13 protein-coding genes are annotated in these 16,449 nt (G+C 61.2%); 4 read left to right on the top strand and 9 right to left on the bottom strand.

Features of this window, described 5'->3' with window-relative positions:
• Nucleotides 1-292 precede the first annotated feature (292 nt).
• The gene (locus tag ABIE52_RS33780) at nt 293-424 is read left to right on the top strand and encodes a hypothetical protein (protein WP_354541615.1); all 132 of its coding nucleotides are present in this window, start codon (nt 293-295) and stop codon (nt 422-424) included.
• A 156-nt stretch (nt 425-580) separates the two neighbouring features.
• Complete coding sequence (locus tag ABIE52_RS33785) at nt 581-745, top strand: hypothetical protein (protein ID WP_192713689.1); 165 nt, start codon at nt 581-583, stop codon at nt 743-745.
• 844 nt (nt 746-1,589) lie between these two features.
• Here ABIE52_RS33785 and ABIE52_RS33790 read toward each other — a convergent pair.
• The 6 genes from ABIE52_RS33790 to ABIE52_RS33815 form a co-directional block, all read right to left on the bottom strand.
• On the bottom strand, nt 1,590-2,774 hold the full coding sequence (locus ABIE52_RS33790) for a hypothetical protein (RefSeq protein WP_354541616.1): 1,185 nt from the start codon (nt 2,772-2,774) through the stop codon (nt 1,590-1,592).
• Nucleotides 2,771-3,157, bottom strand: coding sequence for a hypothetical protein (locus ABIE52_RS33795; RefSeq protein ID WP_192713691.1), 387 nt, complete (start codon nt 3,155-3,157; stop codon nt 2,771-2,773). Before ABIE52_RS33795 ends, ABIE52_RS33790 begins: the two co-directional genes overlap by 4 nt.
• Before the next feature lie 526 nt (nt 3,158-3,683).
• The gene (gene def / locus ABIE52_RS33800) at nt 3,684-4,250 is read right to left on the bottom strand and encodes a peptide deformylase (protein WP_192713692.1); all 567 of its coding nucleotides are present in this window, start codon (nt 4,248-4,250) and stop codon (nt 3,684-3,686) included.
• Nucleotides 4,251-5,648: 1,398 nt separating this feature from the next.
• The gene (locus ABIE52_RS33805) at nt 5,649-6,308 is read right to left on the bottom strand and encodes a DUF6338 family protein (protein ID WP_354541617.1); all 660 of its coding nucleotides are present in this window, start codon (nt 6,306-6,308) and stop codon (nt 5,649-5,651) included.
• Nucleotides 6,309-6,310: 2 nt separating this feature from the next.
• On the bottom strand, nt 6,311-7,216 hold the full coding sequence (locus ABIE52_RS33810; RefSeq protein ID WP_192713693.1) for a hypothetical protein: 906 nt from the start codon (nt 7,214-7,216) through the stop codon (nt 6,311-6,313).
• Between the two features lie 424 nt (nt 7,217-7,640).
• Entirely contained in the window at nt 7,641-8,603 is a 963-nt protein-coding gene (locus ABIE52_RS33815) for a DUF2332 domain-containing protein (protein WP_192713694.1), read from the bottom strand.
• 397 nt (nt 8,604-9,000) lie between these two features.
• On the opposite strand from ABIE52_RS33815, the gene ABIE52_RS33820 reads away from it, so the two are divergent.
• The gene (locus ABIE52_RS33820; RefSeq protein WP_192713695.1) at nt 9,001-9,972 is read left to right on the top strand and encodes a DUF4192 domain-containing protein; all 972 of its coding nucleotides are present in this window, start codon (nt 9,001-9,003) and stop codon (nt 9,970-9,972) included.
• 142 nt (nt 9,973-10,114) lie between these two features.
• Here ABIE52_RS33820 and ABIE52_RS33825 read toward each other — a convergent pair whose 3' ends face one another.
• The 3 genes from ABIE52_RS33825 to ABIE52_RS33835 form a co-directional block, all read right to left on the bottom strand.
• Nucleotides 10,115-10,312, bottom strand: a complete 198-nt coding sequence (locus ABIE52_RS33825) for a hypothetical protein (protein ID WP_192713696.1) — start codon at nt 10,310-10,312, stop codon at nt 10,115-10,117.
• Between the two features lie 20 nt (nt 10,313-10,332).
• Complete coding sequence (locus ABIE52_RS33830) at nt 10,333-10,842, bottom strand: hypothetical protein (RefSeq protein WP_230091278.1); 510 nt, start codon at nt 10,840-10,842, stop codon at nt 10,333-10,335.
• Nucleotides 10,843-11,038: 196 nt separating this feature from the next.
• The gene (locus tag ABIE52_RS33835) at nt 11,039-11,491 is read right to left on the bottom strand and encodes a hypothetical protein (protein ID WP_192713697.1); all 453 of its coding nucleotides are present in this window, start codon (nt 11,489-11,491) and stop codon (nt 11,039-11,041) included.
• 276 nt (nt 11,492-11,767) lie between these two features.
• Between ABIE52_RS33835 and mobF the strand changes: the two genes are divergently transcribed.
• On the top strand, nt 11,768-16,342 hold the full coding sequence (mobF, locus tag ABIE52_RS33840; RefSeq protein WP_192713698.1) for a MobF family relaxase: 4,575 nt from the start codon (nt 11,768-11,770) through the stop codon (nt 16,340-16,342).
• The last annotated feature ends 107 nt before the right edge of the window (nt 16,343-16,449 follow it).

The following is a 16,449-nucleotide window of genomic DNA, read 5'->3' on the forward strand; positions in this document are numbered from 1 at the left end:
CGGCTGCCGAAAATCGGCAACAACTTCTTGGGATCTGGAAACCGCGTCACTGCAACAACATTCCGATCCGCGGATTCAATCTCGGTCTCGTGTGGAACGTCCACCACAGACCCATCGCCGAGAAGAAACACAGTCCTACCCGACCCACGAGCATCGCCCGAAATCTTCAACTTCCAACACCGCTGCTCGGACACCATCCGATAGTTGGCCCCTCTCGCCGCCCGCGCCGGATTGTGCGCGGCAGCGGACCCGCACCACTGCGACGCCATGATCGGAATCGTCACGATCAGTTATGACGCCCGAACGCACCGAACTTGCCCGCACCCTCCGCGAGCAGGGAAAGAGTCTCGCGATCGCCTCGACACTCGGCGTCGGAAGATCCTCCGTCAGTCGAGCGCTGTCCGCAGTGGATTCCGAGAAGTAACAAGTGGAGTGGATTTTCAGCCGAAGTTTCCGGAGTGACCAGAGACACAATCGACCTAATTGCGGTCCATGACCTGCCTGTTAGTAGATCCATAAGTGTCGGGGATTGGATGCTCAGACCTGGTGTCCTGGGCGGGGAAACGGCAATGTCGACCACATGAATCCATTCCTCATCGCCGTTCTGGCGCTCACACCCGCAACGATCACCTCAATCAGTCGATTCCTCCTTGTCACCGCCGTGACGAGCGGCCGAAAGGATGGTCGGCGCCGCCGCGATGCACTCGAGGCCCTGAAAATCCTCGACCGCCCCCAGGGCGCATGAGAGTCTCTCTGCCTGAGAAACTTCGACGTTCACCGACGAAACTGCTGATCGTCGCATATGTCGCAGCACATACCCCCGTCGGTTACACCACCCTTCGCCGCGACTGTGCAAGTTCGCGCGCACGCGCGGCATTGAACCGATTCGACGGCATCATGAGAGAACTCGAGAATGAAAACTTCTTGTGGATCGGCCACGACGAACGCGGCTGGCGTACGGTCGGAATCACCCAGACCGGTCGCCGAGCTCTTGCTCGATCCCGAATTCCTAAGTAGGGACCAGGCGTCCTCCGATCTGCAAAAAACCGGACCTCAATCGGACAAGAGCAACGATCGGGGACCTCGGGCCCGCTCCAAACTACATCCGTAACTGGACGATCAGAACGCACACGGCCACCACTACTCCCAGCGCACACAGGGGTACCCCGGTTCCCACTGAACTTGCCTTTCCTAGCCGGCCATTCGCCGACAGGTATCCCCCGAACGCGGCCAATAGACCAAACAAAAACACAAACAACCCCAGCCAAGTGTGTCGAACCGAATCCACAAGTGGTTGGAATGAGAGCCAATCCACTTCGTCCCCGGGATCGGAAGACGAGACGGACGAGACGGACGAGACGGACGAGACGGACGAGTGTGAGAAAAGATGTGTCATAGGAAGGACGCTAGAACAGAAAACCGATGCCTAAGAGCAAATTTCGAGCCCCGCCAACCTTGTGCCCACCCCCTGTCGGGGGTGGGCACACCTTAACAAAAGTCCTTGATTCTCGCGCGTGTCGACACGCGCGAGAAGAAGTGCGGCACCTAGGCCCGCTGTTCGCCAAGCATGACCATCGGAGGTCAAAGGATCATCCCTCAGCGTGAGTGACCGACAGCTTCGGCCCACGAACTAAGAACGGGCGGGTCTTTCCCCAACTCAGCATCTTGCACAGATCCTGAGGCGCATCATGGAAACCGAACTTGCGAATGTAGCTATCGCGCAACCTTTCCGAAGCGGCCAATGCCAGCAATGACACACCATATTTGTCGGCAAGAGCACCGACATCGCGTGCCAACGCGTCCGACGACTTCCCCGACGCGTCAGTCATAGGCCACCGAGAAAAACTCCGCACCTCGAAAACTCCCGGTACGGATCGTCGCGCCACCACCCGCAACGACGCACAACCATCGGGACTCTCCACCCGATAACCCGGTGCGAACAAAAAAATCAACGGACAGCCCACAAGCACGAGCACTATGCCAACCGAAATCCCAATGACGCTCCATTTAACTCCCGCCGCGATGAAAAGCGGAACATATATGGCCAGAATCAGCAGCAACAGCAGCGTTTTGGCGCGCTTCTGACGCTCGAAAGGATGCTGGGCGACCCCCCACGTCCCTGCAACGAACTCCCGCCAACACATCTGAAACTGACGCTCCGGGCCGACGCTCCGTTGATCGATCGCCATCTCGAACACCGCAAAATAGATGGACCGGCCCAGCCGAAACTCTTGACGCTGGATACGCGCCGCGTCGGACGGATGGAAGAAACCAGGACCCGCACCAGCTGGAGCGACCCGGAACCACTCCACCATCGCGCTTACACCAGCCACATCCGCAGCCACATCATCAGCGCGGAACTCACGCCGGTGGAAAACCGGCGTCAATACCGCCACCGCAGCGAACACTGCGCCGGCAGGGGGCCACACACCGTCCGCGAACCAGACCGCCGATAAAAATCCAACACCCCAGACTGACACCAGTGCTATCGAAAATGCGACGAACCGACGATCCACCTTGTGTCCCAACTCATGCGACAACAGCGCGGTCGCCGCCTGCGAGTAAGGATCACCACCCGCCGCAGCGATCCATTGCACCCGAATCTTCAGCTGATCCGAAAACGGATGATAAGACGCGCCGGCAATCTTGCCGGAACGAACAAACTCAACGCGTGGGCACGACACCCCGAGCTGCGTCGACAACTCCCTAACCCGCTCTTGCCACGCAGTCTCCTGCGCTGATGACAAAGGTTCAACCCAACGCATCATCGTCAACTCAACCGCGCCTTCGCGATCCTCGTCGACGCAAAGATTCCCAGCCCCACACCAGCAATCAACGCAGCCACGAAAATCAGCGAAACCGCCGAATCCAGCAATGACAACGACGTATCGACCCGATCAAAGGCAAGGACCCCCGTGATCAACGCACCGACCAACGCAACCAACGTCGCAACCCCACCCACAACGACTGACCCCGCCGGCACGCCGTAACCACCCCGTCGACGCACTTCCTGAGTCACTGACCAGACACCCGACACCACAACCACAAACGCCAACAACGACGCCACCACGATGTAGAAGAAAGCCTCACGTGGTGATCGCGTGGCCGCATCCATCTCAACCACCGCCGACTGCGCAAAAATCGAAACAGAGACCATGCCGCAAAACCTTCCGAATTGTGGACCAGAAACGGACTAGACGAATTCTTCACCTACACAAAACAATCGAGTCATTCGACCGCTTGTGTATGACCCAGTATGCACACAAATGCGCGAAAATGCGCAACCTGCCAACCCCCCCACCTGGACCAAGTTGGTGAACCAGTTTGTGGTGTAACCACCACCGCCACATAACTATTCAAGTCTAGTGGGGTTGCCAGGTCGCTTAAAATCTCCAAATACTCGGCGTGGATGAAGCTTTCAGCAAAATCGGCGAAAACAACGGACCATGCGCGAGGAAATGAGAACGACGTTAAACAACCGAGCGAGTGGTCGAGAGCAACCCTCCCGCGTCGGGAAACAACACAGCTCCAGCAGATCGGCGACCCCTCACCGACTGCCGCGATCGCGCAACACCGCGGCCCAAGTGGGGTGAAGGGCTCAGTTCGATGAGGTGATTCCGCTGTCGATTCGTCGAGGTAGGTGACTGGTTCCCTATCTGGGAAGGTGTAGGTCGACGAGAGTCCTATCGCGCCGGCCAATCGGCCGCGTACTGGTCCGATACTTCGTCATGGTCGCGATAAAGCTGCTTGCGGTTGCGCGTCGAAAGCCGGTCGCCGAAGACAATGCCGTTGATGTGGTCAGTCTCGTGTTGGAAGCAACGCCCAAGGGTGCCACCAGCGGAGATTTCGATCGGGTTGCCGTACTGATCGTGTCCACGACAAGTAGAGAACGCGGGGCGCGCGAGGTCAGTGAAGGCGCCAGGGAGGGACAGACAGCCTTCGCCATACTCGACTAACTGCCGGTCTATTCCTTCAGGAAGGTCGACACTCGGATTGCAGACGACGCCGGTACGCCGTGTCCCTTCCTCGTCGGTGCAGTCGTAGATGAACACCGCAAGGCCAACGCCTATCTGTTGAGCTGCCAGTCCAGCACCATCCGCGGCAATGTTGGTAGCGAACATATCCGCCAACAGTTCTTGGAGATCGCTGCCGAAATCCGCCACCGGCCGCGCAGGCGCATGAAGGACAGGGGCGCCCCAGCGAATTATCGGTCGCGCGGTACCCAGGCGGAGAAGTTCAGAGACAGGCATGACAGCCATATTCCGCTCAACTTGTGCGGGATACCAACGTGAAAGCGGAACTGCCTGATCGACGATGCAGGCTGCAACATTCAAAGATTATGTGACGGGCGGCACGCCGACGCGCCGAGGGAAAGGTGCGCTGAACTGGGGCGACCTGGGAATTTCAACGATGTGACTCACAACATCTCGCGATATGTGACCGTGTCGGCAACAGGCTGTAGTGTTTTGAGCACTGAGAGACCACAACGCGGAACGTCTTCGAACTATCTGCCGAGAAGTTGATCAGCGCTGAATGCAGAGGAGAGTCGCTTTCGCGCCCTTTCCACCCTTTGATAGTGATCCGCCCAGAACTGAGCCGGCCCCACCCTGGGGAACGGCGAAAGGGAAGGGAGGAAAGACCTTGAACCCGCATTCAGGAAGAGACTCAGACGAGCCTCGAACCGACAGCAACCTGATCAAGTTTTTGAATCAGACTGCTGTCATGCTCACCGCAGTATCCATGTACTGCGACGCTACAAACAGCAATGCCACCTTGATGCTTGGCACCAAGATGGCCGCTGGGATGCTTCAGATGATCGTTATCGTTTTGCGGCGACCGATCACCAGAAGGTGAAGACGCAGGCGGTTCCTCAGGTGTTACAGCACCGTGGAGCCGCCTGTTTTCAGTTGTACAACGAACGAACCTGCTTAAAAGTGCCTAACAAGCCCGTCCGCAGACTCTAACCCCATCACGGCCCGTGACGGAAGCTCTGACCCACAATCGGCCCGGCAAACCAGCAACAACCGCCGCTGCGAAGCATGTGGACTCCGCACAAAATAAGCTCGACCAGCGCAAAGGCAACATCCTGAACCGCGCGGCTGCATTACATCTCACAATCTGCCACAGGCCACCGACAAAGACATCAGCGCTACCGCGACACCAAGCGCGATTGAGCTCCGTCGCTCCCGCGCAATCACCCCGTCAGCCACCGAGTGGGAGGTGCGAACGCCTGTTGCGGAGGCGGATTGACCAGACATCGATGGCCGGACCTTCTCCAGGATCGGCTGGCCTGGCACGAGGTGCATTCCGTTCGTCACGGAATCTAAATCACTATATGTTGGGGTGTGTCCGATCGTATGCCTGTACATCTAGCTATAGACTCTGCGTCAGCAGGTTCCTGGCTACAGAGAGGAAGGGCGACGGCGATGCCCCCAGCGAGAGGTCAGTCTCCGAGAGCGATAACCGGAGGTGCGGTGCCGCGAATGGATTCACGGCGCGGAACGCATGGTGCGCGGCCTGTGCCGCGACAGGTTGCTCCACCACCCCCTCCGCCTCCCCCACCTCGCGGTGGTAGCGGTGAAGCCACAGCTCAATAACTCACGCCCATCCTTGGTAGCTTCGGAGTAGTCGCATGGCTCGCCGGAGATCTACGGGGGTGTTGTGGGAGACTGCCCGGGCGATATCCATTCGACTCTCTCGGAACCGGTTAGTGGAACGTACACTCCGAGAGTGCCTTCTACCTGGGATAAGAACTCCCCGGTGGGTGACATATTGAACTGCTGAGGGATGAAGATGTCTCTGGGTTCTGGATAGGTTGCGACAAATCCATACTCCCTGTGTACGTATCCGCCAACCCATTTTCCGTCGCTTGTGCGGACCCGAACATAGCAGTCGGCGATGGTAGGAGCTGCGTAGTCCCAGGCGCTAGGTAGGCGATGGCGTCTTTCAGCAAGTATGAAAGGCCACCGTTTCTTCTGAATTCGTACATGCCAGAGCCCTGCTGCCAACAACGGAATCAGAACCGTAAGCACTAGAACTGCGACACCAGCTGCACGCGGGCTTTCTAGAGCGACGGGCCGCGCGCCCTCGACTCCTATGAACGTCTCAACAAGCCAGGGTCCTGCCACCAGCAGGTATAGACAATCGAAGCCAACGCTGGCTGCTATGGCGTGAATAAGGCGGACACTGAAATCCTTCTCGTCAGGTCCAGGCCCGCGTAGAGATCGGCGAGCTGCGGTGAACACAATTCCAGGAATGACCAACAGCAGGAGGGCTATCAGTTGGAAGAGCGTTTGGGGCAACGCCATACCTAGGTCAGCTCACTATCGGAAACGCCTTGCTTGGCGACTTCCGTTGAGGCGATGTTAGAGGCGCGTCGCAGATACTTCTCCAGTGTTGGAAGTTCGTCGACGAGAGGGAAGCGCTTCTTTCCGAGGACGTCGATCATCAGATCGAGTTGCAAGTGGATCAACTTGGCAACGTCAGCGGCAAGCTCAAGGTGTGCGGGCTGTTCCAGGGCCGAGCTGTACGCGACAAGGTGTCCGTGGTCTTTGCGAAGTAGTGCAGGGACGCCCGCCCATGGTGCGTGATGGGCGCGCCCGCTCCATCTGGAATAGAGACGCAGGCCGTCTGGTCCGAGAGAATCTTTGATTATCGTGGTTTGCGTTAGCTTTGGGATAGCCCCAACATTTGCTGCTTTTCCACGCCGTCGCGCGTCTTCTTCCAAGGTAGAACCGTTTGCTCTGTCTGCGAAATGTGCGGACCAGATCGAGATGGATGCGGTACGGCGCAACCTTTCATCCTGGTCAGAGTCCAAGCCTGCGACCCAAGCGAACATACTTACGCCTTCCAGAATGCCGCGGGCGAGAGTAAATGCGGCAGAGCGTGGCGAGCGTTGGTTCTCGGCGTCCTGCACAATCGGATGGTCGCGGTAGACACCCTCGGGGCTCGGCAGGTAAAGGGAAGAGAGTGCAGCCAGATGTTCGCCGATCCGGGCAGCAGTGTGTCCAATGATGTCGTTCAAATCTTCAACAAGCGTCTCCCGCGCGACCGCTTGCTCTGATCCCTCCACTGCGCCCAGCACAACAGGGGAATAAGCCGCCTTCGATCGATCCGTGGTTTGATCCTCTCCTATCTGGCGGTAGGCCAGATTCAGGCTTCGATATGCTTCATGCACCACATCGGTGACTGACCCAACTTCTGAGCGCGCGATCATGAATCGATTATGTCTGCCCTGTCCTCCAGCCAGGCATGTCTCCCCCGACAAACTACTTTGTAGTTGATCGAATCGGAAAGTTCGAGCAGGTTCCGGAATAGGTCCCTGAGCATAATCTCGGCCTGGTCTGAGTCGACGAATTCTGTTCCACCAAAACGAAGTACCTCGTAACCTGCCAGACGCAGTTTGCGGGCCTTCCGCGCCATTTTTGCGTAGAGCACCGGTTCTGCACGATTCTGTGAGTCGGAATAGTGTTGCTTTCCGTCAAGCTCAAGGGAAACGCTCCGCCGATTCGGTAGGGGCAGAAGGAAGTCCGTACGTTGTTTCAGCAACGTCGCCCCGACTGTTTCTTGCGTTGGCGGCGTAGGGCATGCCGACATCGGTACGAGCGACACTCGTGCGTGAAGTCGTCCGGGCGGGACCGTCATCGTAGCCACTCGAGGGACTGCCCGTGGCCTCGCGCCAGCGCCTTTGGGCGCCCATCGAGTGAGACCACGAATTTTCCGGTCCGCTGTTCATTCGGTGTGGCCAAAACAGCGTCGATCTTGGGTATGACCCCGACGCCCTCGTTCGCTATCCAGTGACACGGCAGAGATCGGACAGTTTGTATGAACTCCTCTCGTGCTGTGGGGGCGAGGTAGTTGAGAACGGCACTGTGGAAAACCACGTTGGTCGCGTCCTGAGGTACCTGCTCGACTAGGTCGGCGACGGCGGAATTGAGATCACCGCGGATCAAATGGGGAGGGTTCGTTCGGGCTATGTCGACCGCGGCGCGGAGTCTTTGTCGTCGCTGTTCTTGTTCAGGCCACACAAGACTTTCCAACCATCGCACGTCGTCTGCATCGCTGACATTGAGTGGATTGAGATCGATACCTGCCCGGTGCACTACCGCTGGAATCCTGTCGGGAAGCGGCGGATGGCCCGTTGTTGTGCACTCCAGGAGAACCGTGGACGGTCCGTCCTCAGGGTGTAGATATCGGCGTCCGTCGTAGAGGTAGCTATAGCGGTCGGGGTAGAGGCACAGACCCGCAGAGGCGCCGACTTCGATCAAGGAAATCGGGCCCGTCAACAGTCCGAGGAGGGGAAGTAGCACAGCAGTGCGGCCCGCTTCATTTGTCTGTGTGGTTCGTGTTCGTGCGAGCTGTTCAATCTTGGGCCAGTTCACGATCGCCCATTGACGAAATGACTTGTAGGAACCAGGTGGAACACCTAAGTACTGGCTGGCGCCAAAGACAAGATTGGGTTGGCGCCGCGTTTCGGGTAGTCGATCGATGAGTGCGAGCACTTCGAGATCGTCAGCGACTCCATTGCCCCATTCCTCGTAGATTTCGGAATTCCCCTGCGCTTCAACTTCTGCAAAGGTCCGGTACTTCGAAGATGTGTCCACTTCGGTTGTCTACCGAATTTGCGTCGTAGTTGGAATAGTTTCAGTCGTCTTCGTCCGGGTGCGACTGTTATAGGTGCTGGACAGACCCTTCGGGCCTGCATCGCCTGCGGCTCTGTCGAACGGAACGGCCTGCGGCCGCACTATTGACAAAACCAATTGTGATTCTCCTTCTGGCCTTCCGATTCTCGTCGGCGGTGACCTGCGCGCAACCCCTGGCGGCGCAAGCGCCGGCCGGTGGCTCCGAGAAATTTTCGCCACTCGCAAGCTCCCGTCAAAATTTTCTCGGCCCAGGGGTGGCACTCCGGCCCCCTCATGCCGACGCGATTCTCCTTTGCCAGAAGGCGAAAAGAATTGGCGGGGCACGAGGCCCGGTCACTTTCACAGCAAGGGGAACGACATGCAGAACATCCGTTTGAGGACCGCCACCGACGTTTTGGCCGCAATCCCGGCATTGCTCGGATTCGTCCCCGTCAATTCCGTCGTGATGATCGCTCTCACCGGATCACCGGCCACGCTCGCGTTCGTTGCGCGCACCGATGTCATCGGTGCCGATGCGGCAGCCGACTACAGCACTGCACTCGAGCAAGCCGCAGTCACGTCCGTTATCTGGGTTGTCGTCGGCGCCGGTCCGGTAGCCGCCGCCGGACTCGATCAGATCGAGGCAGCGCAGCGAGAGCTCGACAGCAGGGGAATCGGCAGCGTCCGCACTCTTGTCGCCGAGTCTCTCGAAATCGGAGCGGAGTGGTTCGACACCAACGGCGAGGAGAGCGGACGCACCGCCGACCCGATCCTGTCGGACGTCAGCATGAACCGAATCATGAGCGGACGTCAGACGTCGAGCAGCCGCGCCGAGATCGAAGCCCGTTACCGCGAGGACACGGCCGCCGACATGGACGCAGCCCGCGCCGCCGCAGCCGAGCAGGGCGAGGACTTCGCACGAAACACGATCACGGAAATCGCCGCAGTCGTGCGCAATTTCGAGGTTCCCAGTCTCGACCTCGCCGCCCGCGCCGGATTGTGCGCGGCAGCGGACCCGCACTACCGCGATGCCATGATCGGAATCGTCACGATCAGCCCGCAAGCCGCAGCGGACGCCTTCGGAACCATCGCCGCGCACCTACGCGGAAACTACCGGGTCCAGATTCTCACCCTTGCCGGGTTGGCCGCATACGTCGACGGCGAGGGAGCCACCGCCGGAATTGCGCTCGACGCTGCTAGCGCCATCGGCGTCGACCCCAGCCTCACGACGTTGCTCAAGCTGCTCGACGCGTCCCGCACGGCCGGAATCAAGCCGGAGGCGATCGCCGAACTTGCCACCATCGGCGTCGAGGTGGCGCGTTCGATGGGAATCGACCTCGACACCGAATAGCCGAACGGACAAAAACGCGGCCCCGACTCAACTCGAGAGAGTCGGGGCCGCCCCCGCACGTGGTGGTTGCTCGGGCATCGAGCCCTTACAACCACTGCGCCGCACTGCGCGGACCGGCGAACCGAGCCGCGTCGTGCGTCGGTCAGTGGAAGAGCTCGTCCGAATCGCCCGCCGCCGGAAACGCGATGTCGATACGCGGAGTCTGCGCAACCGACGTTCCGGTCAAACCTTCGACGACCGCAACGAGATCCGCGTCGGTGATCTTTTGCGTGTGCTTCGTTGCCTGGTATGCCGCCGCTTCCACTGCGGACCGCTCCCGCGGAGTGAAGTTCTCGCTCATCTTCTCGTGCCTTTCGCTCGTCAAAAAAGTGTCGGAGTGTCCGTGCGAAGCAACGCGGATTCCACCGCGTCTGCGTCCCATCCATTGCGCAACGCATCCCGCAGAGCCTTCGATCGCGCCGCACGGGCGGCGCGATCCGGGCCGTACCAATGCCAGCTCTGCCCCCGGCCGCCGCCGCGCCCCTTCGCGCTCATCCCTGCAAGATTCTGCGATTGCGTACCCGCAACGACATGTGGACGTCCGGCGATGCTCGTCGTGGCCCGTACACAGATCGGGTTGTCGCACACTTCGTGGATCGCGAACTCGGAATCGGTCAACGGCCGACCGAGTTCGAGCATCAATGCGTACCGATGCGGGCGCACGACTCGCTGCCGGCCATCGCGCATCAGCCAAAATCTTCCGTACCCGTCATCGGAGATGCTGCCGGTCCAAAAATGGCAATCTCGCTCGCCCGGGCCGCGCACGATGAACCGCTCGAATCGTTCCCGTTCCGGGTCTCCGAGCGCCGGAAGCGTTAGGACGTCCGCCATCAGAACGAACTCCTAACGCTTGTGAGAGTTGCCGACGAGTCGGCCGCGGTTTCCCCCAACCGGGGACAGCGATATCCCTCATGTGGATGCCCGAGATTTCTGTTCCCGCTCCGCTCGATCTCAGGCAACGCACAATCGGTCGCTGACACCCAACCGGGGAAAACCGCGAAGGCCGACATTGATTCGCTGGTCGCTTCTACGACGCCAGCGCGGCAGGATCAGTCGACGAAGCCGGTGCCGGTGCCGGTGCCGGTGACGAATCTTCCTTCGACGCAGTCTTGTCAGCGGGAGCCTTTTCCGATTTCTGTTTCGGTTTGGTCGACCGCAGCAATTTGTTGACCTCAGTTGTCGTCAGGCCGGTCAGCTGCGCGATGCTCGCCACCGTTTCGCCGCGAGATTTGAGATCCGCAATCGCAGCCGCACCGGAACGATCCGCGTCGGCGATCTTGGTGTCGGTTTCTTCGCGAATGCGCTCGATACGCACTCGCGCATCGTCCGCGATCTTCTCTCGCGACTCCTGCGCCTTGAAGAATCGGACGAGATCGTCCTCGACCTTCTTCAATCGCTCTTGCTCTTCCGCGAGACGGGCGGCATTCGCTGCGCGTGCCCGTTCCCTCGCGCTGATCGTGGATGTGTTTGAGGACGCCATGCCGCAAACCTTACCGCCGGCAGCGGCGATCGGCCATCAATTGTTCCCCGTCCACCTAACGCTTCCCGGCTCAAAAACTCGGGCCAACCATCACAACTCCACTGAACCTTTTCACACATCACCATGTCAAACCATCTATCCATCCAGCTCATCCATATTTTCAAACAGTTCGCTTCCCTCAGCACTAGCAGTTCGTTCCTCACCAGATGCACTTCGTTTCACTCAGCCAAGCCCATAAACTCAGACACACCTCTTGCTGAATTTCAGACTTTGGGGGTGTCTGCCCTCCACCAGGCAGCCCGCGGCGACTATGGTGGCCTTGTGATGACGCTCCACGTACTGCACGCGGGCGATGGCTACGAGTACCTGACAAAGCAGGTCGCCACCGCAGACCGCGAGCTGGAGCACGGCCAAGAACTCACCGACTACTACACCGCCCACGGCACCCCGCCGGGTACCTGGTTCGGCGCAGGACTGACCGACCTGGCGCGCATGGACGCCGACGTAGCGGTTGATCCCGCGCACCGAATCGGACCCGGAGAGACCGTCTCCGAACCGCAGATGAAGGCACTGTTCGGCGAGGGAATGCACCCCAACGCCGACGCGATGATCGAGGACTTCATCGCCGCCGGCGCCAATCCCGACGCCGCCGTCAAAGCCGCCCGGCTCGGACGCAAGTTCCCCAAGTTCACCAACGACATCCCGCTCCTGACCGAGCACCGCGCCGCCCTCGAACAGTTCGCCGTCGATAACGGACGCCGACCGTCGAAAGCCGATTCAGCGGCCCTCATGGAGAGCGTCGGAACCCGGCTGTTCGAGCAGACCCACGGACGATCAGCCGAAGACAATCGCGAACTGTGGTCGTGGATCAGCGCCCAGAAATCCCGCGTCCGCCAACCCGTCGCAGGCTACGACCTGGTGTTCACACCACCCAAGAGCGTGTCGACGATGTGGGCACTCGCCGACGACAACACCCGCCGCGCAATCGAACGCATCCACCACGAAACCGTCACCGACACCCTCGGCTGGATCGAGCAGGAAGCGTGCTTCACCCGCACCGGCGCCACCAGCCAGGAAGTGCACGACACCACCGGCCTCGTCGCCACCCTCTACAACCACTACGACTCCCGCGCCGGGGATCCGAACCTGCACACCCACGCCGTCGTATCCATCAAGGTCTGCACCGAAAACGACGGAAAATGGCGTGCCCTCGACGGCTCCACACTGCACCGCTACGGCGTGCCTGCCTCGCAGCGCTACAACGCGACCGTGATGGCGAAGCTGCACACCGAACTCGGATTCGACCTCACCGAACGCTCCACCGGACGCGGCCGCCAGGACGTCGTCGAGCTGGCCGCAGTCCCTCAAGAGTTGTGCGAAATGTTCTCCTCACGCCGCACCCAGATCGAAGCTCGACGCGATCAACTCGTCGCCGACTACCGCGCCTCACACGGCCGGATGCCTTCTGCAAAAGCGATGTACGCGCTCTACCAGCAAGCTAACCTCGACACCCGCGCCGGCAAGCAAGAGCCGGAAACCCTGCGAGAAATGCAGCACAACTGGGTCACCCGATCCGCCCAGATCCTCGGCACGCCCGAACACGTCGACGGCCTCGCCCAACACTGGCGCAACATCCAAGACGCCCACGCCACAGGAACTCTCAGCCCGACGACCATGCGCGCTGCCGACAGTGTCGACGTCGAAGCGGCCCGTGTGCTCGACCGCCTCGAGAACGTCCGCGCAAGCTGGGCGATCACCCACATTCACAGTGCGGTCGAAGCGAATTTCGCGGCCGTCACCTTCCCTGACGACAGCGCCCGCCGAGAGGCAATCGACGCCGTCACCGCTTACGTTCTGACCGAGTCCGTGCACATGCCGGCCGCCGATCTTCCGCCCGCCCCCGAGGTACTGCGACGCCGCAACGGCGAGTTCGTCCTGGAGAGCCACGGCGCCGCACTGCACACCTCCGAAGGTGTCATCGCCGCCGAGCAATCCCTGCTCGACGCCACCGGAACACCGACCGCCTACATCGCGACGCAAGCCGGACTCGACAAGGTCGTCGAGAAAATCGCCCGCACGAGCGATCACCCACTCAACGCGCGGCAGCGCGAGCTTGCCGAGCATTTCGTCGGCGCCGGAACGCTCCTCGCCGTCGGTATCGGCCCGGCCGGCACCGGCAAGACGACGTCGATGAAAGCGGTCACCGACACCTGGACCGCCGCCGGATACGAGGTCATCGCGCTCGCACCGTCCGCCGTTGCGGCTGAAACTTTGGGTGAAGAAATCGGCACTACCGCCCACACCCTTGCCACCCTGACGTACCCGTGGCGCGGCCTCGAAGACTACGAACCGCGCAGCCTCCCCGAGCACATCGAGATCCCCGCCGGGGCGATGCTGCTCGTCGACGAAGCATCCCTGGCATCGACCAAAGACCTCGCTGCCATCACCGAAATTGCTGCCGCTAAGGGCGCTGTGGTCCGGCTGCTCGGTGACCCGAACCAGCTTGACGCCGTCGAAACCGGTGGTGCGCTGCGACTGCTCGCCGAAGAAACCAACGCACCCGAACTCACGGTCGTTGTGCGCTTCGGCGAAGACACCGAACAAGCCGAGAACTCCCTCGCCCTGCGGCACGGCGACGAGAGCAGCCTGGAGCTGTTCTACTCCCGCGGATGGGTTCACGACGGCACCGCCGCCGAGATGAAAGACGCCGCCGCCGCCGCCTACCTCGCCGATATCGACGCCGGGAAATCCTCGATCGTCATGCTCTCGACCCGAGACGACGTCCGCGAAGTGAACCTCGCGATCCAGGCGCACTACCGCGCCGCCGGCACCGCGAAAACCGAACGCACCGTGGCCCTGTCCGACGAACTCGACGCCGGAGTCGGTGACATCGTCCTGACCCGCAAGAACAAGCGTCGTCTGCGCACCAAGGGCGGCAAACGCCGCAACATGTTCGTCCGCAACGGCGACCTGTGGACCGTCACCGCCGTCAACGAAAACGGTTCACTGAACCTGCGCAGCAAAACCCACGAGGGCACGATCACGCTGCCCGCCCGTTACGTGAAACGGAACACCGAACTCGGCTACGCCGCCACCGTGCACCGCAGCCAAGGCATCACCGTCGACACCTCCCACACCACCGTCGGACACAGCACCAACCGTCCCGGCCTCTACGTCGCCACCACCCGCGGCCGCACCGAAAACCACCTGTACGTCCCCGTCGAACCCGGCGTCACCCAAGACACCGAGGGCATGCACCTGGGGTCCATCAACAACCCGGCCTCACGTGAAGTGCTCGAAAAGATCCTCGCCAACGACAACGGCCACAAAGCCGCCATCACCGAGATCCGTGAAGCGCTCGAGCACGCCCGCAGCCCGCAGCGGCTCCGCGAGGCGTACCACGCCGTACACAGCAGGTTGCGCGATCGCTGGCTCGACGACGTTCTCGACCGGGCGCTGCCCGCAGCGCTACTCGCGACGATTGCCGCCGAAAACCCCGGCAGCCTCGCCGCGCTCCGCACCACACTCGGACAGGCACACGACCGAGGTGACAGCGCCCGGCGCATCCTCAACGACGCACTTGCAACCGGCGAACTCCACACCGCCCGCGATGTCGCCCGAGTTCTGAACTCCCGCATCGTCGAGGCCACCCAAGCCGCAGCAGAAGCGGCAGCAGAGCGCGCCGACACCGCGCTCCCGCCGCTGCCGCCGCGCACCACCAGTACCGACAAAGAACTCGACGACTACGCCCGCATCCTCGCCGACCGCTACGCGCTCGCCCGCCCCGAACACGAGCGCACCGACGGCATCGGCGCGACCATCCGCCGCTACGACGAGACGCGGACGCAGCTCGACACCGCCCGCATCCAGCGCCCCGTGCGGGAAGCGTTCGAACCCGACACGGCAGAGCGCATCCTCGCCGAAGCCAGTGCGCACCGACTCGGCCGCCACCTACGCAAAGCAGCACTCGCCGGCCTCACACCTGAGGCAGTTCTCTCCTGGCACGCGCAGCAACTCGCAGCGCGGGGCGAAGACGTCACCGCCGCGAACCTGATCAAAGACATGGCACCAGCCATCACGACTGCGGCCGAGAAGACGAACACCCGCTGGGCCACCGAACACGACGAGATCCTGCGCGAGCACTTCCCAGCCGCAATTGCCGTCGCCGAACGCACGGAAGACCCGCGGTGGAACGCAGCAGTAGGCCGCATCCGCGAACTCGTCACCCACGCAGGCTTCGACGTCGACGACCTGTGCCGCAAAATCGAAATAGTCGCGCACTCGACTGCACACGTCACCGGCATTGCCGACGCGCTCGACACCATCGCACCACCGGCACGTGAACCCGTCGACCCAGCCGCACCGCACTGGGTGCGCTCCCCCGACCTCGACGCCCACCTCGTCGACCCGGCACTCGCCGAGCAGCTGGAGACCACCTACACCGACATCGCCTCCGAGCACACCGCGAATACCCGCCGCATCGCCGCCGACGACCAGCGGAGCAACGACCCCGAACTGCGCTTCACGCAACACCTCGAAGCGCGGCCCGAAGCCGGCGAGCTGACAGTGCAGTGGGATCGTACGGCCGCCGAGATTCAGGCGTACCGGGATCGGTACAACATCACCGACACCACCTCAGTGGCCGGCGACCGCCCCGAGAACAGGGCCGACATGGCACCCTTCAATATCGTTCACCGCGACATCGGCGACCTGCACGACCGCATACAAGAACACCGCGAAGAACAACGCCGCACCGAGCACGAACAAGCGACGATCGAGCACCACCACACCATCGCCCAACACGTCCAACACGTCCAACGCGAGAACCAGCGCCACGGCCCGCGGATGTAGACCACTACGGATTCCGTGAAAAGGGCTGCCCTCGCAAAGAAATGCCCGGGGAAAGTGGAGGGATCAGTAGACACCGTCAAACCCAGGCCGGCTGCCATGAGTACGCC

It is taken from the genome of Rhodococcus sp. OAS809 (genome assembly GCF_040546695.1).
Lineage (GTDB): Bacteria > Actinomycetota > Actinomycetes > Mycobacteriales > Mycobacteriaceae > Rhodococcus_F > Rhodococcus_F qingshengii.